Source organism: Planococcus faecalis (assembly GCF_002009235.1).
Lineage (GTDB): Bacteria > Bacillota > Bacilli > Bacillales_A > Planococcaceae > Planococcus > Planococcus kocurii.
Genome location: NZ_CP019401.1, coordinates 3313626 through 3332998, shown reverse-complemented (window position 1 = coordinate 3332998; position 19373 = coordinate 3313626). Strand labels below are relative to the sequence as shown.

Genomic DNA, 19373 nt, shown 5'->3' with positions numbered 1-19373 from the left:
AAAGATCGCAATTATTTCAACTTTGCCTGACAGATTTAGCTTTGACAACTTAAAGTAAAATAGAAAAAAAGCCGAATTCTCCACTGAGAATTCGGCTTTTTTTTCTATTATCGTACGTAAGGAGAAGGGTTAACAGCGTTTGAACGTGCGCCATTCCAAGGTCCTACGTGAATTTCAAAGTGAAGGTGTGTACCAGTCGAGCGACCAGTGCTACCCATGCCGCCTACTTGTTGACCTTGTGAAACAGATTGACCTACTGATACGTTGATGGAATTCATATGAGCGTATACCGTAGCGTGTGTTTGACCATTAATAGAATGGGTAACGATCACAACGTTGCCGTATCCGCTCATGTTGCCAGCATAAGAAACGATTCCGCTAGCTGCAGCAGAGATAGGTGTTCCAGTTACGTTCGCAATATCCATTCCGAGATGGGATTCTGCGCCTACGCCGATGTCTCTTCCGCCAAAGCCAGAAGTAAAGCGTCCAGATGCAGGTAAGATAAATGTGGAACTGCCTGCGCTAGAAGCAGGTGGAGCTACCGCTTGTACAGGTGCTGTAGCTGATGCTGATGCTGATGCCGATGCTTGACGCTGAGCTTCCGCTTTACGTGCAGCAGCTTCTTTAGCTAAACGTGCGACTTCTGCTTTACGTGCGACTTCTGCCAGGCGTGCTTGTTCTGCACCAATTTTCTTTTCAAGAGCTGCACTGATATCTAGTGTTTCACTATGTTTTGTTTCAAGCGTTGATTTTTCTTTAGCTAAACGTGCTTGTTCTGCTTTTAAGTCTTTTTCAAGTTTTGCTTGAGCTTTTTTCTGAGAGGCTAGTGAATTTTTCAAATTGACTAATTCCGCTTTTTGAGCTTCCTGCTCGGCTAACTTTGTTTCTACTTCCGCTTTTTGTTCAGCAAGAAGTTTTTTGTCTGCTGCTTGTTCACGCATGATTTCACGATCTGCTTCGATTAAGATGTTGACTGCTGAAAAGCGGTCAATGAAATCAACAAAACTATTTGCGCCAAGAAGCACATCTATGTAGTCTACTGATCCACCACTTAATTGAATGGCACGTGCACGTTCTTTTAAAAGTTCTTCGCGTTCTGCAATTTTTCGTTCAAGTTCTTTAATCGATTTTTGCAATTCGTCGATTTCAACTTTTGTTTGGTCGATTTCTGCTTGAGCAACGTCGATTTTGTCTTGTGTTTCGATGAGTTGATTATCCAACTCGCGGATTTTTGCGATGATTTTCTCGAGCGTGGTTTGGTTTTGAGAAATTTCGTTTGTTTTTTGTTGGATACCGGAGTTTAACTCGCTTTGCTTTTGCTTAACCTCTTGCTGTTGTTTCTCTAAATCGCTTAATTTATCTGCGCTTGCAGCAGGCAAAAACATCGTTAAAGCCAACACAGCCGATAAAGCGATCGTTAGAAATTTAGATAATGTATTCAAGCTTTTGCTCCCCTTTCGTTGTCCGTGACTATCTATGAGTTGTTTTAAAAAATTTTACTTAATGAGAATTTTCCTGCCCAGTTGTTTCGTTCAGGAAAAATCCAGCAGACTTATTGTAACACCGCATAAACCTATTTATTATTACAGTTTCTTATCAATTTGAATTCGAACATGACAAAACATCACGAAATAATAGTAAATTGTCATTTAATAATGAAAAAACGTTCATATAGCTTACGTTTTTTGAAAATTATATTTTTTCTAATTAATTGAATGATTAATATGGAGGATGATTATGAGGGGGAGTTGTGGTAGAGAGTGACTAGTCAAAAAAACCTTCTCCCAAATTTATGGGAGAAGGCTGTTGTTAGTCGGTTGCTAATAAGTCGGTTTGTTCTCTTCGAACGATTAACACATCACATTTAGCTGTGCGAACGATTCTTTCAGAGACGCTGCCCATTATGAATCGCTCAGCGGCATTTAAGCCAGTTGCTCCACAAATAATAACGTCAGCATTTAGTTTGGGTGCTAATTCTTTTGGAATAACGATTTTAGGTACACCATATTCAATGATGACATTTACATTTTCAACACCAGCAGCTAATGCTTCTTCTTTGTACTTACCTAATAATTCTTCAGAAGTTTTTTTCGTCCGATCTGCAATGGTGCGATCGTAAGCTTCGATAGAACCGAACGATCGATTATCGATGATATGAACCAAGTGCAAAGTGGCGTTATTGCGCGTAGCTGCGGCTGCACCTTTTCTAAAAGCAAGTTCTGATTCCTCAGAGCCATCTACTGCTACTAAAATATTCGAATATTTTAACGTCATTTTGCGATTCCTCCTCGTCTCTATAGCTAGTGATTCGCTATAAGTTAAAGGAGTTCCTTCTTATTTGTCATAATCTTTCCATGATAGATGTCCAAATGGTGAAGTTCCGAATAAATAACAAGAGATTTATGATAAGATGAGTCAAACTGAACAGTTCGGAAAACAGCAGGAGAGGCTGGTGCGAGATGAAAAAAAGCAGTGAAAGCACGAAGTCGTTGACAGGAATAGAAGAATTGCTGTCTATCCGCCATCAAGTTAAAGAATTTAAAAAGGCTCATTACTTGTTTCGTGAAGGAGATAGGGTCGAAGGAATTTTTATTATTCGCTCTGGTAAAATTAGCATTGAAAAAGTGACGCCGAACGGTCGTGAACTTACGCTAAAAATTTGCGGTCCAGATCAGCTCGTCGGTGAAGTCACTATTTTTTCGGAAGCACCCACATATATGTTAGATGCTCGTGCAGTTGAAGAGACCGTATGCTTTCATATAGGGATGAAAGATTTAGAAGAGGCATTGCTACTGAATAGTCAGCTTGCGATGAATTTTATGAAATGGATGGGCATCGATCAGCAAAAAACCCAAACAAAGTTTCGTGATTTATTGCTTCATGGTAAAAAAGGAGCTTTGTATTCAACGTTAATCAGGCTATCCAATAGCTACGGAGTTGAAACAGAAAAAGGTATTTTGATTGATATGGTGCTGACAAATCAAGAGCTGGCTAATTTTTGTGGGATGACGAGAGAAGTAGTTAATCGTCTACTCGGAAATTTGAAAAAAAATGGAACACTGAGCTTGTCTGAAGGAAAAATTCTTCTTCATGATATGGAATATTTAAAAACAGAAACAAATTGTGAAAACTGTCCCATTTACCTATGCAAAATCGATTAGTGAAACGCCTGCCCATGTGGCAGGCTTTTTTTGTTGTGAATTTGTGAATTTGTTAAAAAAAGATGTGCAGTGTGAGAAATATCACAGTGTGAAACCTCAAGATAGCATAGTCTAAAAGTAATGATGATAGGAATAAGAGGTGAGGGAAAATGCGTCAAGAAAAGCAAGAGCCGGAGACGAACCTTAAAGGAACTTTCGCAAGTGTTCTTATCGTGGGAGTAATCATTGTGGTGATGTGGGTCGCTGTTTATTTGTTGTATGTAGCTCGTTAAGAAATGACGAAAGGAGTAGGTTAATATGCATTTGCATAAGTATGAAAAAATTTGGCTCGCGTTAGGGATCGCATCTCTAGTTGTATTTTTAAGCGTAGTAGGAGTGAGTGCATTTTCTCAGAATCACACACCTGCTGGAGGAATGGAAACCATTGATCCCAAAAAGGTAAATGAAACGGCACCGTTTGACAATCCGGGCGTTACTCAATTAGATGACGACACCTATCAAGCAACAATTGTGGCGATGGCCTTTGGATACACCGCACCGGAATTGAAAGTTCCAGTGGGCAAGGAAGTTATTTTTAAAGTGACCAGCACCGATGTAGTTCACAGTTTTACAATTGATAACACGAAAGTCAATATGATGGTCGTTCCAGGTCGCATTACGACAAAATCTTACACGTTTGAAAAGCCCGGTACGTATTTGATTCTTTGCAATGAATACTGTGGGACTGGTCACCATATGATGTATACAGAAATAGAGGTGTATGAAGAATGATTGCTTTGCAAGATCGCAAAATTGCTTTATGGAATATTGGTGTCGCGTATGCTGCCTTTTTAATCGGAACTTTATGTGGACTTCTTCAAGTATTTATCCGAAATGATGCACTTCAATTACCAGCGTGGTTAGATTATTATCAGATTTTAACGGCACATGGTGTTTTACTGGCACTTATTTATACGACATTTTTTATTTTTGGATTTTTTATTACAGGTATGAGTAAAAGCTTAGGCAGCTTTGGACCTAAAGTTCGCTTGTTTTCTTGGATTGGTTTTTGGGTGACGTTGCTTGGGACTGTTATGGCAACGGTCATGATCATTTCTGGACAAGCCTCCGTCATGTATACATTTTATGCACCTTTAAAAGCAAGCGGCTTTTTCTATGTCGGACTTGCGTTGGTCATTATTGGAACGTGGATTAGCAGTTTCGCATTGGTCGGTCATTACCGCGTATGGCGTAAAAATAACAAAGGTCAATTGAGTCCTTTGTTTGCCTTTATGACCATTACCACCATAATTATGTGGATCATCGCATGTCTAGGTGTTGTAGCGACTGTGCTTTTCCAATACATTCCGTGGGCGTTCGGGTGGACCGATACAATTGACGTCGAACTTAGCCGCTCTTTATTTTGGTATTTTGGTCATCCACTTGTCTATTTTTGGTTGCTACCAGCCTATATGGCTTGGTACGTAATTGTACCAAAACTACTAGGTGTAAAAGTATTCAGTGATTCTCTAGCACGGTTGTCTTTCGTTCTGTTTATCTTATTTTCAATTCCAGTTGGTTTTCATCATCAGCTGACAGAACCCGGTATCTCAAATTTTTGGAAATTCCTTCAGGTTGTTTTAACATTTATGGTCATCGTTCCGTCCTTGATGACGGCATTTTCGATGTTTGCAACGTTTGAAATTGCAGGTCGTAAAAACGGCGGCAAAGGTCTTTTCGGTTGGTTTACGAAATTGCCTTGGAAAGATATTCGCTTTACGTCTATTTTTATCGCCATGCTGTTCTTTATTCCCGGTGGAGCTGGCGGAATTATCAATGCAAGTTTCCAGTTAAACGAAGTGGTTCATAATACATTATGGATTGTTGGACATTTCCACATTACTGTAGGAACTCCGGTAGCGATGACATTTATGGGCGTAACATTTTGGCTGATTCCCTATTTAACGGGTCGTAAATTTACTAAATCTATGAAAGTTTTAGGACTGGTGCAAATTATCACGTGGTCTATCGGGATGCTATTAATGTCGACAGCGCAGCATCTATTAGGTCTTCTCGGAGCACCAAGAAGAACCGCTTACTCTAGTTATAACAATCATCCCTCTTCAGCAGAATGGTTCGATGGTATTTTAACCAATCATGTCACAATGGCAATTGGCGGCAGCATTTTATTTGTGTCGGCAATGATCTTGATTTACATCGTTGTCATGACGATGTTCCTTTCGCCAAAAGCTGTTGAAGCGAAAGATAGGGTTGAGTTTCCGATGGCTGAAAGTGATATGAGCAATACACCAAAATGGTTAGAAAATTGGTGGATTTGGATTGGGCTTGCTTTGGCACTCATTGTACTTGCCTATGCAATTCCATTAACACATATGATTCAACATGCACCGCCAGGCTCAGAAGGATTCAAAACGTGGTAGGAGTTGAAGAATAATGTTCACAATGGTTTTATCGTTAATGGTTGTGTTTATCGCATTTACTGCAATGTTAGTTGAAATCTCTTCTATAGAAGATTGAACAGGAGGCAGTCAAGAAATCAGTTTACGTGATTTCTTGACTGTCTTTTTAATTTTATGAGTAGTCGCAATTGTGTTGTGTGACAGCTTTCGATATATTGGAAAGAAAGAGACAGGAAGTTGGGGCTTATGCGATGACGATTTTGGAATGGCTGTTTACAGCAATAAGTGTGTTTTGGCTAAGTGAATTTCTAATTTTTCGCAATCGTGGGATTGGCCAAGGCGATTCGTTGGAAAAACGTACGTTTTTTTCGATTTTCGGCGTCTTGATCGCAACAATTCTAGTGGCTTTTGCATTGCAAGAACTGGCACTGTTTGAATCACTCGTAGTTGTCGGGCAATTAGTAGGTGTCATCTTACTTGCTGCGGGTGTGTTTTTACGGTTTTGGGGAATTTTACACTTGAAAACACAATTCACACGTTACGTTACAGTTCGAGAAGGCGATGAAATCGTCAGTACCGGGCCTTACCAGAAGCTACGGCATCCATTGTATACGGGTTTGTTGTTGATCACAATTGGCATGGCGCTTTTCTTTAGCAGTATGATTGCAGCCGTTGTGGGAGGAAGTGCCATGATTTGGGCATTACTTCAACGCATCAATTATGAAGAGGCGTTGCTAATTGAGAAATTTGGGTCTGATTATGAGCAGTGGATGAAGCAGCGCGCGCGATTGATTCCGTTTATTTACTAATCATAAGATCTGAGCAAAAGCTATTATTTTCTTCTGTGGAGAATAATAGCTTTTTATTGAAAGTGTGAGCATTTTCTTTTACATCGTACACGATATAATTTAATGTAGATCGTGTAAGATATAAATGGATGGAGGAACATATATAATGAAAACACTATTTGAAACAACAATGATTAATACAGGCGGAAGAGACGGAGCGGTTTATTCACCGGATAACATTTTTTATATGGACGTAGCAAAACCACAAGCTCTTGGCGGAAGCGCAACAACTGCGACAAATCCTGAGCAGCTTTTTGCGGCAGGCTATAGTGCATGCTTTAACAGTGCGTTGGAATTGGTACTAGAAGCCGACAAAGTGGACATAGAGAAAAGCGAAGTAACCGCGACTGTTGCGCTGATTGTGGATAAAGACAACGGCGGTGTGAAACTAGCTGTGAAACTAGTTGTTGATATCACTGGGATTAGTGAAGAGTTAAAGCGGACATATGTTGAAAAAGCACATCATACGTGCCCGTACTCAAAAGCGATTCAAGGATCTGTGGATGTGGAACTAAGCATTCTATAATAATTCATGTAGGTGAGAGAAGAATGGAAAAACAAACAAAACTGGATCAGCAATTATGCTTTGAAGTGTATAAAGCTTCCAGTAATTTTTCGAAAATGTATGCTAAAGCACTAGAGCCGTTCAACCTAACATTTACGCAGTATCTCGTGTTGCTTGTTCTATGGGATGAAGACAAACTGCTAACAAAAAATATCGGTGAGCGACTAGGACTTGGCACAGGAACGTTAAATCCTATTCTTAACCGGATGATTGAACGTGGTAGGCTAATTAAACAGCAGTCCGAAACGGATAAGCGTGCATTTATCATTTCGTTGACGGAAAAGGCCAAAAGCGAACAATTAGCGGTTGAACAAGCTGTCTTTGAGAAAGTCACTAGCTGCAATTTTATGGGGGTCAACGCAATAGCGTTGATGAAAAATTTAAAAGAGTTGAATGCCGCTTTCAAAACCATGGATTTGTAAGGAAAATGACTTGAATCACTAAATAAGGAGTGATGGCAGATGGATATTTACGATATTGCCGTACCGAAACCGAATGGTGAAGAATATCAGTTAAGTGAATACAAAGGAAAAGCGATGTTAATTGTTAACACCGCCACAAAATGTGGGCTGAAAGATCAGTTTGATGGCTTAGAAAAAATGTACGAAGATTATAAGGAGCAAGGATTAGTGGTTTTAGGCTTTCCGTCCAATCAATTTAAACAAGAAGAAGCCACTGGAGAAAAAGCGCAAGAAGCTTGTCGTATGACATATGGTGTTACTTTTCCTATGCATGACTTAGTAAAAGTGAACGGCGAAGACGCACATCCGCTTTTTAACTATTTGACTAGCAACACAAAAGGATTTTTGACAAGTGGTATCAAATGGAACTTCACGAAATTTCTAATTGACCAGAACGGTAACATCGTTTCACGATTTTCTCCAAAAGATACACCTGAATCGTTTGAAAAGGACATTCAGAAAGTACTTTCCAAGTAACCAGCAAAGAGCCATGCCCACTCGATTGGGCATGGCTCTTTTTGTATGTGAATATGACACGTTGTCACTTCTTGTTAGACATATGACATGCTGTCATGTTAAGCTTTACTTGTGAAAGTGACAAGGTGTCACTGGTGTGCGTTTGATTTAGAAATGTAAAAATAAAACTACTATTGTACGCTGAAAAATCAAAATTGAGCAGAGCAGGTTCATAGTTGAAGAAGGATAAAGTGGATGTTTGAAAATTGAAGGAGACAACAAAATGGAAGCCAGTATAAAAGACGACTTACGAAAAATGAAAGATTCTCAAAAAGAAATTATGAGATTTATGATGGGCTACAAGTTCGCATTAGATGAAATAAATACAAAAATTAATATCTTACAGCAGGAATTCCAATTTGTTCATGACTATAATCCAATTGAAAATGTCAGTTCAAGAGTTAAATCTCCTGAAAGCATTATGAAAAAAGTGACAAAAAAAGGAATCGAACTTTCACATTCAGATATTAAAAAGACGATTAAAGACATAGCGGGAATTCGAATTACGTGTTCATTTGAAACGGATATCTATCGGCTAAGTACAATGCTACAAAACCAAGCTGATTTAAAAGTTCTTGAAGTGAAGGATTATATCAAGAATCCGAAGCCAAACGGTTACCGCAGTTTGCATTTATTGCTCGTGGTTCCTGTTTTTATGTCGGACCGCGTGGAAGAAGTTTGTGTAGAAGTGCAAATCAGAACCATTGCGATGGATTTCTGGGCCAGCCTCGAACATAAGATCTACTATAAATACAATAAAGAAGTTCCGGTTGATATTATTAGAGAGTTGAAAGAATCGGCAGACTCAGCAGCACAGTTGGATCGTAAAATGGAAAAAATTCAGCTGCGTATGAATAAGTTGAAAGACCAGATTGGTGATGATGAAGATCTTTCTGAGATTTTGATTGATAAAGAACGGTTCCGTTTACCAACTAATTTCACGTTAAATAGAATGACATAAGTTGATAGAAAGGGAGACAGCGATGCCAAAACTAACTTTTTATAATTTACCTAAGAACAAGCAACAGCATTTGATTGGAGCAGCTAAACAGGAATTCTCAAATGCATCTTTGTCAGAGGCTTCTATTGCCAATATCGTTAAAGCAGCGGGGATTTCTCGAGGCAGCTTTTATCAATATTTTGAAGGAAAAGAAGATCTTTATTTTTACTTGCTGAATGGCTACACGGTTGAACAAAAACAAATTTTCAGAGCAATATTGCAGAAAAAAAATGGGGATCTATTTCAAGCTATTAGTGAATTTTACCGATTTGCTGTAAAAGAAGAAGAATTACTCGACTTTAAACGAAACGTCCTTTTGAACATGACAGAACAAGTGGAGACGAAATTTATCAAAATCGTTAATGAAGAAGAGTCTGCAGAAGAATTCCAAGCGATTAGCCTTTTGATCGATACGACCAAGTTAAACGTTTCCGGAAACAAAGAACTATACCATTTGCTTAAAATTATGATTTCGGTGACCGTTAGGAATTGGATTGAATACTTCGCTAAAAACTTAACGATTGATGAGTCTATTGCAAATTACGAATTGGAATTAAAGTTGTTGAGAACAGGGCTTTCCCGTGTCTGACAAGAACATTTTGTTTAATTTTACGGCTTAATGTGATAAGATGTACTTCATCGTTGCAGTAATGTAGCAGTAATGGAGTGATTAAAATGAGCAAAGCAAAAGCGAAACCGAAAAGTGGTACGGGTCAGGGAACTGGCAAAAAAGGATGGACTCGCTGGAAATCTGGCGCCAACAAAGCCAAGAGCTTTAAACCGTATACGAGCAAAAATACTAAAAAAGCGGACGAGCCGAAAACAGAAAAAGAACTAGCTTCTGAATGGGTCGATGCATAGATAGGAAAGTAGGGGGAGTTGCTCAACTGGCAGCTCTTTTTTATTTGATGTGAAATCGCAATGGATGATAAGAATTTTTGTCTCATGAGTGGTAAAATTAGTAAGAATGAATGAGTTATTTTCGCGTATTGGTAAATACTGAAAGTTTTTTCGAAAAAGTGTAAAATGAGTAATAGATAGTTTCCGAAACGAAAGGGGTGAAGGGATATGACGAATGGACCAACTTCGTTAGTAAGTATTCCAGAAAAAGAAAAAATGTATCAAGAAATCGTGAATTATTCCGACGAGACAACAATTATCCATTCAAATCAGAAGGTTTTATATATAAACAAATCAGGTGCTGAATTTTTTAAAGCGAAGCAAGAAGAAGTTGTAGGGGCAGATGTAGTAGGAGTTTTTACAGATGACTTTAAAGAATTAATCACGAAACGGATTCAAAAAGGAATGGAAGATCGAACGATTGGAGAATTAATGGAGACGACTGTTAGACGTTTTGACGGAACTTTAGCCGATGTAGAATTGTATTGTTACCCGGTTCAGTACGGAGAAACGATAGCAATCCAGTCTATTATGCGGGACATCACGCTTCAGAAAAAAATGTCGCATGACTTTTTGCAACTTAAAAACGAAATTTCGGCACCAATTGTTCCGATCATTGATGGACTAGCTGTACTACCACTTGTAGGATCAGTCGATGGGGACCGAAGTATGCGCCTGCTCGATGTTATCCCGCAGAAAGTTCAAGGAGAAAATTTGCACTGTCTCATTATTGATGTTTCGGGGATTTACAATATCGATAATGTGGTTGCAGAATTTCTATACAAAATTGATCAAATCATGCGCTTATTAGGTATTCAAATTATTTTTACAGGAATTCGACCAGAACTGGCATTAAAAGCTGTCGATGTGCGCATAGACTTTAGCAAATTAAAGACAATAGGCACAGTAAAACAAGCTTTAAAACAATATTTGTTAGCTAATTAAAACGAGTTTTTAAATAGTCTTGTTAAAAGTATGAAAGTGGTTTATAGTGTATAGATACAATATTTAGTGTTTTTTATCATATTAATAACTATATGTAGTAAAAATAGTGATGAAGGTGCCTGAGAAGGCTTAAAAGGGAATCCGATAATACCGGAGCTGTACCCGCAACTGTAAGTGCTGACGAGCTATCACAATCCACTGTCCAATGGACGGGAAGGAGATAGCAGAGGACGACGCACAAGCCAGGAGACCTGCCTTTGTTTTAAGTTTATGATCTTCTCCGGGAGTTGAGAAGGATAACGAAGATATTCTGCGTAAGCAGCTGGTTTTTTGCTGCCTTTATTCGCTATTCTGCGTTTTCCAACCCATCCTCCTTGAGAGGATGGGTTTTTTTGTTTTACATAGAAGGAGGAAATGCAATCATGACAGAACCATTAGCAGCAGGTGTAGCAAGAACCATTCAAACAAAGTTAGTGTTGCCACCTGATACGAATCATTTAGGAACGATATTCGGTGGAACCGTACTCGCGTATATTGATGAAATTGCCGCGATTACTGCCATGAGGCACAGCGGAAAAGCAGTCGTAACAGCTTCGATTGATACGGTAAATTTTTTATCTTCTGCTAAAGTAGGGGACATCTTCATCCTAGAAGGTGTTGTGATATCGACAGGTAGAACATCGATGGAAGTGTACGTTAAAGCTGAATGCCAACAAATTGAAACCGGCAATAGAAATTTGACGACGACAGCCATTTTGACAATGGTTGCAGTCGACGGTGACGGCAAACCGACGCCAGTCGTTGGTGTTATACCGGAAACTCCTGCTGAAAAAGAATTATTCAAAAGCGCACAAGAGCGGAAGCAACGACGCATGAAAGTAAACGAATTCGCAAAGGAGTTATGCTGATATGAATATGAAAACAGATACAACAGAAATGGACGCAGTAGAAAAAGCGCTCAAGCGAGCAACTGAGGTTTATGGACTAGATACGCGCGAGCTACTAGAGCGAGCAGCAAAACTCGCTGAACAAGCAAAAGGCGAGCAATCCTTACTTTATGCATTAAATCGTATCACCATGGACGAGCCAGACTGGACTTACGTAGCGGCAGAGTTGTATGTCAGTGATTTGTATAAGAAAGCCGCAAGCAGCCGCAATTATTCCGCTACTGAAAAATATGGTGACTTTTATAAGTTAATCAAAGTATTAACACAAGTCGGGATCTACTCAAAAGAGCTCTTAGCTTCTTATTCACAAGAGGAGATTACAGAAATAGGTCAAGAAATCGAGCCGAGTCGGGATTTGCTATTTAACTACATCGGTTTGTTTTTACTGGCAGATCGTTATTTGGCAAAAGACTATGAAGGGCAGTTGTTTGAACTCCCGCAAGAGCGCTTTTTAGTTATTGCCATGACGTTGATGCAAAATGAGCCGCAAGAGCGTCGATTAGAGCTTGTTAAAGAAGCGTATTGGGCGATGAGTCATTTGTATATGACCGTTGCGACTCCAACTTTATCGAATGCAGGTAAAAGTTTTGGGCAATTGTCTTCGTGCTTTATCGATACGGTAGACGATTCTTTAGACGGCATTTACTTAAACAACTGGGATATCGCGCGTCTTAGTAAAGATGGTGGGGGCATCGGCATTTATTACGGCAAAGTAAGAGCGTTAGGCTCAGACATTAAAAAATTCAAAGGCAATTCCTCAGGCGTTGTACCGTGGATTCGCTTGCTTAACGATACGGCGGTCAGTGTGGATCAATTAGGTCAGCGTCAAGGAGCTGTCGCGATTTACTTAGATGTCTTCCATAAAGACATTATGAATGGCTTCTTGGATTTGAAAACCAATAATGGCGATGAGCGCCGTAAAGCACATGATATTTTCACAGGTGTGTCACTTCCAGATTTGTTTATGGAGCGTTTGCAAGAAAAAGACGAAAACGGACGCAGTATTGGCGAGTGGCATACGTTTTGTCCGCACCAAGTTAAGCAAGTGATGGGTTGGAAAGACGCAAATGGCAATGCCTTAGGACTTGAAGATTTTTACGATGAAAAAGACACCAAATACTTTAGCGAAAAATACCAAGAAGCAGTTGATCATCCGTTGTTGCCGCGTAAAACTTACCGCGCAATGGAGATTATGGCGCGCATCATGGTGTCTCAGCTAGAAACTGGCACACCGTATATGTTTTACCGTGACGAAGTCAATCGTCAAAACCCGAACAAGCACACAAGAGGTCGCGGGCTGACATCGATTTATTGCAGTAACTTATGTACAGAAATTATGCAAAATATGTCAGCTACTACTATTGTTAAAGAATATACTGATGAAGACGGCAACCTCGTCATGATCCGCAAACCAGGCGATTTTGTGGTTTGTAATTTGTCATCGATCAACTTGCCAAGAGCGGTTGGAGCGGACGTATTAGCGCGTTTAGTGCCGATTCAAACACGCATGCTTGATAATGTCATTGACTTGAATACGATTTCAGTAGGACAAGCTGAAGCAACAAATAAAAAATACCGCGCAATTGGTTTAGGAACGTTCGGATGGCACCACTTACTTGCACTTGAAGGCATCCATTGGGAAAGTGAAAAAGCGGTTGAGTTTGCCGATAAGCTTTACGAGGAAATTGCTTATCAAACGATACGTGCTTCTATGCAACTAGCAGAAGAAAAAGGCGCGTTCAGTCAGTTTTTAGGTTCTGAATGGCACACAGGCGAGTATTTTGAACGTCGCAACTACACAAGTGAGCGGTGGAATGACTTGCAACAGCAAGTGGCAACAACAGGAGTTCGAAATGGCTGGATGATGGCTGTTGCACCTAACTCATCAACTGCGAAAATTGGTGGTTCAACAGACGGCATTGATCCGCTATACGCAGTGGAATACGCAGAAGAGAAAAAGAATTTCAAATTTAAAGTGACTGCACCAGACTTGGATCACAACACGTATGATTATTATCGTCGTTCGCGTCACGTATTGGACCAAAAATGGAGCATTCGACAAAATGCAGCGCGTCAACGCCATATTGATCAATCGATTAGCTTTAACTTTTATGTGCCGCACACGATTAAAGCAAAAGAGTTGTTGGAATTACATTTAGAAGCATGGAAGCAAAACTTAAAAACGACTTACTATGTCCGCAGTACGTCTCAGGCAGAAATCGAAGAATGCGAAGCATGCCAAAGCTAAAGGAGAATGATCATGACCATACATGAACCGTTAACAAAGATTAAATTATTAAATCCGGAGCACCCAAACAAATCGACTGGCGTGTTGAACGGCCAGTCTTCGGGGCTGTTAAACTGGAACGACATTGCTTATCCGCAAATGTATGATTTGTATCAAGCATTGCTTGCTAACTTCTGGAAAGCACAAGAAATTAATATGCAAGACGACATCAAGCAATGGGATAGCTTGAGCGATGTAGAAAAGGATGTCTTTTTACGGATCAACACGCAATTAGCGTCACTCGACAGCTTGCAAACACCAACAATGAGTCAAGCAATGGATTATGTGACCGATTCGAGCTTCAAAGCCATTTTTGCCGTCATTTCTCAGCAAGAAGCGGTACACACGGAGTCATATTCGTATATATTGAGTTCACTGGTATCCGTAAGCGAACAAAACGCACGCTTCGATCAAGCGAAAAGCGATCCGGTTGTTCAGAAACGAAATGAATTGATATTAGACGCATACGAGGAATTTCGACAAAATCCAACGCCGCAAAACTTATTTAAGCTGAGCGTCAATTCCATCAATCTCGAAGGCATTTATTTTTATGCTGGCTTTGCGTTTTTCTACCATTTGGCGCGTCAGCAAAAAATGCTAAAAACCAGTACGATGATTAGCTATATTCAACGCGACGAAATGCAGCATGCCTATTTTATCGCGCAATTTATCCGCATTATGCTGACAGAAAATCCGGAATTGCATACAGATGAAAACATTCAATATATTTATACAACGATCGACAAAGCAGTACAGCTAGAAAAAGAATGGGCGCATTACATTTTGGCTGATATTGAGGGCTTGGATTTGGTTGAGTTTGAGGGCTACGTTGAGTATTTGGCCAATAAGCGTCTGCGTCAGCTAGGACTAGATAATTTATACGAAGAACGCAGCAATCCGATGCCTTGGATTCACGTATTTGGTGATGACATGATGAACGACACAAAATCGGATTTCTTTGAACAGAAATCACGCACGTATACGAAAGTGTCGCAGTCGAATGGTTTTGACGAGCTATAAGCCGAAACTGGCGATTGTCTATGCTTCTGTTACCGGCAACACAGAACAACTAGCAGAGATGCTACAAGCAGCTATTTTGCAACAAGGACTTCATACCGAGCTATACAAAATAGAAGATTTTCCACTAGCAGCCTTGTCGGATTTCGATACGCTGTTAATTGGAACGTATACGTGGGGAAGTGGTGAAATTCCTGGAGAACTGCGCGATTTATATCATGCGATTGAAAAACTAGAACACAAAGAATTACAAACGGCGGTTTTCGGGACAGGCGATAGTTTTTTCGCAGAGTTTTGTGGAGCAGTCGATCGTTTTCGAGACATGCTGTACGTAAAGACAACACTAGTTGCCAGTTTGAAAGTAGAATTGACACCGCAGCCGCGTGACTTTATTCGCTGTGAAAAATTAGCTGAGCTGATTCAATCTACTAAATGACAAAACCCAGATAGTGAACTAGCCCCTAAACGATAGCCACTTTTAATGTGAGCCATTTAGGGTTTTTTTATTTTCCGAAAAGTGTTTACTTTTCGGAAACAGGGTATAGAAGATAAAAGAGCGAAAATGTAAATTCTCTCTACTTCCAGTCGTATAAAACGTTGGAACTTTTTGTTGTGAACTTTTATTTGCTGTATTTTAAGATGCCAGATACACCTATACGAGAGAGCAGATTAAAAAGTACGGAAATTCGGCGTTCCCGTCAAAAAAATCTACTCCATAGATGTCTATAAATGTAATCATATATATCGTTAATGATTTGGCTGGATGTAACAGACAATAGTGCTGTAAACAACGCCGAAGAGAATCGTACGGTTCTTTTCGGCGTTTTTCTGTCTACATTTCTTTTCCAAAAGGATAGATAAGTTTGTGCAAAAAATAGAGAGGGTGAGCTGGATGAAGCAATTGCAACAATTAGCTGAACGAGTAGGTATGCTGATGAATGCAGAGGTAGAGTTGCAGGCAGGAGAATGTTTAGTTAAAAGAAAAAGAACAATCAATATTGTTTCTCATAATAAAAATTTTAGTTGTACGTTAGATCACGATATTTCTTTTAAACATGTACAAGAAAATGGAGATGCACTCAATCAGGCAGAGATTTTTTTGCTGCCAAGCGAGCTAGATTCGTTTATCAATGCGCTTCATCAATATCCGATTCCATTGCCAACGACTTATCAGCATCGTGTGGATACGAATCCGGACATCATCTGCGTTTACTTGTCGTCAGAAGAACCACCTGAAGATTTTGCTAGGAGACTAGCAACTGCTCTCGATGCCATTCAACAAAATTCTTTAGTTTGAAGGACTAGCGAAAGAGGGGGGTATTGGTGATTCACAGATATAGAAAATCGCATGAAAAAATTGCAATGGGTTTGCTAGCATACATGCCCCAAGAGCGAAATGTGAAACAGTTGAAAAAGACGATGGCGCTATACAACGAGCGTCCGAATTGGCAACTTTTCTTCTGGAAAGCAGACAATTACTATGTGGGCATTATTGGTATTCACGTAGAAGACGACGAGTTTTTCACAGTCCAGCATATTTCCGTGCTTCCTTCATTTCGAGGAGAAGGTATTGGTCATGAAATGATAGTATCTGTCGGAAGAGTAATGGGGAACCGCCAAGCAAAACCTTCTAAAGAAACAAAGAATTTTATGACGAAATGCAGCGCATAAAGGGGGTTTCAAAATAGATTGATGGAGAAAAATGATTGGTTTTCCTCCATCAATTTTTATTTTGTAGCCCTAGTAAAAGCAGGCTAATTGGAACGGGGGCGGAAAAGGGCAAACATCACTACGCTAAATTCGTCGCAAAGACATTGCTCAAACTCTTGTATTTGCTATGGATAAATTTCCATCAAACGCTTTTCACAGCGTATAATAAAAATAGCGAAACGATTCACTAAAGTAGAGTTAAGAGGTGTGCCCGTGATTATCATCATCGATAACCAAGATTCATTTACTTATAATCTCGTTCATTATTTTGAGCAGTTGGACGACGCTGTAATCGTTTTTCAAAATGACGAACTTACTGTAACACGACTAGAAAATCTCGCGCCGGACCTCATTGTACTGTCACCTGGACCTGGACGTCCGACTGCAACTGGCGCGAGTCAAGCTGTATTGACAGAGCTAAGTGGACAGATCCCAATACTAGGTGTTTGCCTTGGCCATCAAACTATTATTGAACATTTTGGAGGACAGGTTGTAAAAGGAAGTCGGCCAATGCACGGGAAAGTTTCCATCTTAACGCATGATGAAGGCGGATTGTTTAAAGGAATAACCAATCCAACAGCTGTCACTCGCTATCATTCACTAGTAGCACAAGAACCTCTTCCTACCTGTTTAGTCGTGACCGCACGTTCAGAAGACGGAGCAGTCATGGCCGTTCGGCACCAAAGCATGCCGGTTGAAGGCATCCAGTTTCATCCAGAATCGATTTTAACAGCTGAAGGCTTTGCCATGCTGAAAAATTGCTATGAACTTGCGAAGTGGTGGAAAGAAAATAATAAGGGAGGTGCTGGAAATGTCAAACCCTCACCTATTGTATGAGTTTCGAAATGAAGCAGGCGAAATTGAACCGCTTTTTTTTAGTGAGCCAGTAAGCATCTTCGAAACAGCTGTATTAGCAGAAGTGCCAACAATTATGGATAAGGTAGAGAAGGCAGTCGGAGATGGATTTTACGCAGCGGGCTATGTTTCTTATGAAGCAGCTCCAGCTTTTCACCCCGAAATGCGCGTGCAGTCACAAGGAGAAATGCCACTCGTTTGGTTTGGCATTTTCAATGAACCCCAACAATATGCACCTGTTGAAGAACTACAAACATATGCTGTTTCAGAATGGAACATGACGAGCTCTATCGATCACTACAAAACAGGCATTCAGCAAATCAAGCAGGCAATTGAAAGAGGTGACACGTACCAAGTAAATTACACAGAACGGCTGTCTGCAAAGTTCACAGGGAACGATTTGGCATTTTATCGTCAACTAGCGAGAAACCAACAAGCAGATTACGGGGCCTATTTAAACCTCGGCAGGTTCCGTGTACTTTCCGCGTCTCCAGAACTGTTTTTTAAAGTGCAGGGAGGCAAAATTACTGCTAAACCAATGAAAGGCACAGCATCAAGAGGTCGCACGACACATGAAGATAACGAGCACGTAAAGGCATTAGTAAGTTCTGAAAAAGAACAGGCTGAGAATTTAATGATTGTCGATTTGCTTCGAAACGATATGAGCCGATTAGCTAAAAAAGGAACAGTCAAAACAGAGGCACTGTTTACAGTAGAAACGTATCCAACAGTTCATCAGTTAACATCTACAGTTCAAGCGGAACTAGATGAAACAGCGACAATTTTAAACTGGTTTCAAGCCTTATTTCCATGTGGTTCGATTACCGGTGCACCTAAAATTAGCACGATGAAATACATAGCTGATTTAGAACAAACACCACGAGAAGTATATTGTGGCGCTATCGGATTTATAACGCCTGAAAAACAAGCCGTCTTTAATGTGCCAATTCGAACCGTTGTCATCGACCGGGAAAGAGATACTGCGCGTTTCGGAGTGGGTGGGGGTATTACATGGGATTCAACTTCTGAAGGGGAATTTCAAGAACTTCATACAAAGGCACAAGTGCTAACAGCGAAAAGGCCTGTGTTTCATTTGTTAGAATCCTTGAAACTAGAAGACGGAAATTATCCATTGCTGCCGTATCATTTAGCTCGTCTTAAAGATTCCGCAGAATATTTTCATTTCCCGGGAAATATTCAGAAAATCGAAAGTGAATTAGGGAGACTTGCAGAGAAACATGCAGTAGGGTTATACAAAATTCGGTTGCTAGTGGATAAAGACGGTCAAATAGAGCTGCAAGCACAAAACATAATACCCATCGCTCAACCAGTCAAGTGCATCTGGGCGCCTCGCGCGGTAGATAGTCGTGATCCGTTTTTATTCCACAAAACGACGCATCGTGATGTATACGAGCAGGCGTCTGGAAAACTACCAGAAGGAATATTTTCGACCATTTTATGGAATGAACAGCAGCAGATTACAGAATTTACGATTGGGAACGCAGTGCTCGAAAAAAACGGTAAGTTTTTTACGCCTCCGGTTTCTTGCGGCTTGTTAGCAGGAACATTTCGACAGCAATTGGTAGACCGGCAAGTTATCGAAGAAAAAATGATAACTAAAGAAGAACTGGCTGACTGCGACGCTTTGTGGTTGGTCAATAGTGTACGAGGATGGCTAGCTGTAGAGCTAGTAAATGACCACGATGTAACTAGTTTGACGCTGTAGCGTGTGAATATGAAAAAGCCCAGCCGAGAAAAATTC

At 40.1% G+C, this 19373-nt stretch carries 22 protein-coding genes and 1 riboswitch; of the genes, 20 read left to right on the top strand and 2 right to left on the bottom strand.

The annotated features are described in order from the left end of the window. Positions 1-107: 107 nt before the first annotated feature. Both AJGP001_RS16560 and AJGP001_RS16555 read right to left on the bottom strand, forming a co-directional pair. Entirely contained in the window at positions 108-1442 is a 1335-nt protein-coding gene (locus tag AJGP001_RS16560) for a murein hydrolase activator EnvC family protein (RefSeq protein WP_071152864.1), read from the bottom strand. 367 nt (positions 1443-1809) lie between these two features. Further along, complete coding sequence (locus tag AJGP001_RS16555; RefSeq protein WP_071152863.1) at positions 1810-2274, bottom strand: universal stress protein; 465 nt, start codon at positions 2272-2274, stop codon at positions 1810-1812. A 185-nt stretch (positions 2275-2459) separates the two neighbouring features. Here AJGP001_RS16555 and AJGP001_RS16550 point away from each other — a divergent pair, with 185 nt between their 5' ends. The 20 genes from AJGP001_RS16550 to pabB all read left to right on the top strand — a co-directional run bounded on the left by AJGP001_RS16550 (position 2460) and on the right by pabB (position 19337). Then, complete coding sequence (locus AJGP001_RS16550; RefSeq protein ID WP_071152862.1) at positions 2460-3161, top strand: Crp/Fnr family transcriptional regulator; 702 nt, start codon at positions 2460-2462, stop codon at positions 3159-3161. A 149-nt stretch (positions 3162-3310) separates the two neighbouring features. Continuing rightward, a complete protein-coding gene (locus AJGP001_RS16545) occupies positions 3311-3433 on the top strand; it encodes a cytochrome C oxidase subunit II (protein WP_071152861.1) in 123 nt (40 codons plus the stop codon). Between the two features lie 25 nt (positions 3434-3458). After that, a complete protein-coding gene (locus AJGP001_RS16540; protein WP_058384009.1) occupies positions 3459-3932 on the top strand; it encodes a cytochrome c oxidase subunit II in 474 nt (157 codons plus the stop codon). After that, positions 3929-5581, top strand: a complete 1653-nt coding sequence (locus AJGP001_RS16535) for a b(o/a)3-type cytochrome-c oxidase subunit 1 (protein ID WP_071152860.1) — start codon at positions 3929-3931, stop codon at positions 5579-5581. The genes AJGP001_RS16540 and AJGP001_RS16535 overlap by 4 nt, the downstream gene beginning before the upstream one ends. Before the next feature lie 230 nt (positions 5582-5811). After that, positions 5812-6369: a methyltransferase family protein gene (locus tag AJGP001_RS16530; RefSeq protein WP_071152859.1), complete on the top strand. Its 558-nt coding sequence runs from the start codon at positions 5812-5814 to the stop codon at positions 6367-6369. Positions 6370-6514: 145 nt separating this feature from the next. Next, complete coding sequence (locus AJGP001_RS16525) at positions 6515-6934, top strand: organic hydroperoxide resistance protein (RefSeq protein WP_058384012.1); 420 nt, start codon at positions 6515-6517, stop codon at positions 6932-6934. Between the two features lie 23 nt (positions 6935-6957). Then, positions 6958-7395, top strand: coding sequence for a MarR family winged helix-turn-helix transcriptional regulator (locus tag AJGP001_RS16520; RefSeq protein ID WP_071152858.1), 438 nt, complete (start codon positions 6958-6960; stop codon positions 7393-7395). 39 nt (positions 7396-7434) lie between these two features. Then, on the top strand, positions 7435-7911 hold the full coding sequence (locus tag AJGP001_RS16515) for a glutathione peroxidase (protein ID WP_071152857.1): 477 nt from the start codon (positions 7435-7437) through the stop codon (positions 7909-7911). A 262-nt stretch (positions 7912-8173) separates the two neighbouring features. Next, positions 8174-8911 carry a GTP pyrophosphokinase gene (locus tag AJGP001_RS16510; RefSeq protein WP_071152856.1) on the top strand — a complete coding sequence of 246 codons (738 nt, stop codon included), beginning with the start codon at positions 8174-8176 and terminating at the stop codon, positions 8909-8911. A 22-nt stretch (positions 8912-8933) separates the two neighbouring features. Beyond that, entirely contained in the window at positions 8934-9539 is a 606-nt protein-coding gene (locus AJGP001_RS16505; RefSeq protein WP_071152855.1) for a TetR/AcrR family transcriptional regulator, read from the top strand. 86 nt (positions 9540-9625) lie between these two features. Beyond that, positions 9626-9811, top strand: coding sequence for a DUF3934 family protein (locus AJGP001_RS16500; RefSeq protein ID WP_058384017.1), 186 nt, complete (start codon positions 9626-9628; stop codon positions 9809-9811). 207 nt (positions 9812-10018) lie between these two features. Continuing rightward, the gene (locus AJGP001_RS16495) at positions 10019-10795 is read left to right on the top strand and encodes a PAS domain S-box protein (RefSeq protein WP_071152854.1); all 777 of its coding nucleotides are present in this window, start codon (positions 10019-10021) and stop codon (positions 10793-10795) included. Positions 10796-10891: 96 nt separating this feature from the next. Further along, positions 10892-11068, top strand: a riboswitch (cobalamin riboswitch). A gap of 149 nt (positions 11069-11217) precedes the next feature. Continuing rightward, complete coding sequence (locus AJGP001_RS16490) at positions 11218-11703, top strand: acyl-CoA thioesterase (protein WP_071152853.1); 486 nt, start codon at positions 11218-11220, stop codon at positions 11701-11703. 1 nt (position 11704) lies between these two features. Beyond that, positions 11705-13990, top strand: coding sequence for a ribonucleoside-diphosphate reductase subunit alpha (locus AJGP001_RS16485; protein WP_078080779.1), 2286 nt, complete (start codon positions 11705-11707; stop codon positions 13988-13990). Between the two features lie 12 nt (positions 13991-14002). Further along, positions 14003-15049 carry a ribonucleotide-diphosphate reductase subunit beta gene (locus tag AJGP001_RS16480; protein ID WP_071152852.1) on the top strand — a complete coding sequence of 349 codons (1047 nt, stop codon included), beginning with the start codon at positions 14003-14005 and terminating at the stop codon, positions 15047-15049. After that, entirely contained in the window at positions 15030-15482 is a 453-nt protein-coding gene (locus AJGP001_RS16475; RefSeq protein ID WP_071152851.1) for a flavodoxin domain-containing protein, read from the top strand. Before AJGP001_RS16480 ends, AJGP001_RS16475 begins: the two co-directional genes overlap by 20 nt. A gap of 456 nt (positions 15483-15938) precedes the next feature. Next, on the top strand, positions 15939-16343 hold the full coding sequence (locus AJGP001_RS16470) for a DUF1259 domain-containing protein (RefSeq protein WP_071152850.1): 405 nt from the start codon (positions 15939-15941) through the stop codon (positions 16341-16343). A gap of 26 nt (positions 16344-16369) precedes the next feature. Beyond that, complete coding sequence (locus AJGP001_RS16465) at positions 16370-16717, top strand: GNAT family N-acetyltransferase (protein WP_071152849.1); 348 nt, start codon at positions 16370-16372, stop codon at positions 16715-16717. A 252-nt stretch (positions 16718-16969) separates the two neighbouring features. Continuing rightward, positions 16970-17593 (top strand): anthranilate synthase component II, encoded by a 624-nt coding sequence (locus tag AJGP001_RS16455; protein WP_071152847.1) that lies wholly within the window; start codon positions 16970-16972, stop codon positions 17591-17593. Continuing rightward, the gene (gene pabB / locus AJGP001_RS16450; RefSeq protein ID WP_071152846.1) at positions 17568-19337 is read left to right on the top strand and encodes an aminodeoxychorismate synthase component I; all 1770 of its coding nucleotides are present in this window, start codon (positions 17568-17570) and stop codon (positions 19335-19337) included. The genes AJGP001_RS16455 and pabB overlap by 26 nt, the downstream gene beginning before the upstream one ends. Positions 19338-19373 lie beyond the last annotated feature (36 nt).

Coding starts and splice junctions, on each gene's coding strand:
- AJGP001_RS16550 (WP_071152862.1), top strand. CDS start 2,460: ATGAAAAAAAGCAGTGAAAGCACGAAGTCGTTGACAGGAATAGAAGAA.
- AJGP001_RS16505 (WP_071152855.1), top strand. CDS start 8,934: ATGCCAAAACTAACTTTTTATAATTTACCTAAGAACAAGCAACAGCAT.
- AJGP001_RS16470 (WP_071152850.1), top strand. CDS start 15,939: ATGAAGCAATTGCAACAATTAGCTGAACGAGTAGGTATGCTGATGAAT.
- AJGP001_RS16480 (WP_071152852.1), top strand. CDS start 14,003: ATGACCATACATGAACCGTTAACAAAGATTAAATTATTAAATCCGGAG.
- AJGP001_RS16490 (WP_071152853.1), top strand. CDS start 11,218: ATGACAGAACCATTAGCAGCAGGTGTAGCAAGAACCATTCAAACAAAG.
- AJGP001_RS16475 (WP_071152851.1), top strand. CDS start 15,030: ATGGTTTTGACGAGCTATAAGCCGAAACTGGCGATTGTCTATGCTTCT.
- AJGP001_RS16510 (WP_071152856.1), top strand. CDS start 8,174: ATGGAAGCCAGTATAAAAGACGACTTACGAAAAATGAAAGATTCTCAA.
- AJGP001_RS16525 (WP_058384012.1), top strand. CDS start 6,515: ATGAAAACACTATTTGAAACAACAATGATTAATACAGGCGGAAGAGAC.
- AJGP001_RS16500 (WP_058384017.1), top strand. CDS start 9,626: ATGAGCAAAGCAAAAGCGAAACCGAAAAGTGGTACGGGTCAGGGAACT.
- AJGP001_RS16530 (WP_071152859.1), top strand. CDS start 5,812: ATGACGATTTTGGAATGGCTGTTTACAGCAATAAGTGTGTTTTGGCTA.
- AJGP001_RS16535 (WP_071152860.1), top strand. CDS start 3,929: ATGATTGCTTTGCAAGATCGCAAAATTGCTTTATGGAATATTGGTGTC.
- AJGP001_RS16485 (WP_078080779.1), top strand. CDS start 11,705: ATGAATATGAAAACAGATACAACAGAAATGGACGCAGTAGAAAAAGCG.
- AJGP001_RS16540 (WP_058384009.1), top strand. CDS start 3,459: ATGCATTTGCATAAGTATGAAAAAATTTGGCTCGCGTTAGGGATCGCA.
- pabB (WP_071152846.1), top strand. CDS start 17,568: ATGTCAAACCCTCACCTATTGTATGAGTTTCGAAATGAAGCAGGCGAA.
- AJGP001_RS16545 (WP_071152861.1), top strand. CDS start 3,311: ATGCGTCAAGAAAAGCAAGAGCCGGAGACGAACCTTAAAGGAACTTTC.
- AJGP001_RS16555 (WP_071152863.1), bottom strand. CDS start 2,274: ATGACGTTAAAATATTCGAATATTTTAGTAGCAGTAGATGGCTCTGAG.
- AJGP001_RS16515 (WP_071152857.1), top strand. CDS start 7,435: ATGGATATTTACGATATTGCCGTACCGAAACCGAATGGTGAAGAATAT.
- AJGP001_RS16495 (WP_071152854.1), top strand. CDS start 10,019: ATGACGAATGGACCAACTTCGTTAGTAAGTATTCCAGAAAAAGAAAAA.
- AJGP001_RS16520 (WP_071152858.1), top strand. CDS start 6,958: ATGGAAAAACAAACAAAACTGGATCAGCAATTATGCTTTGAAGTGTAT.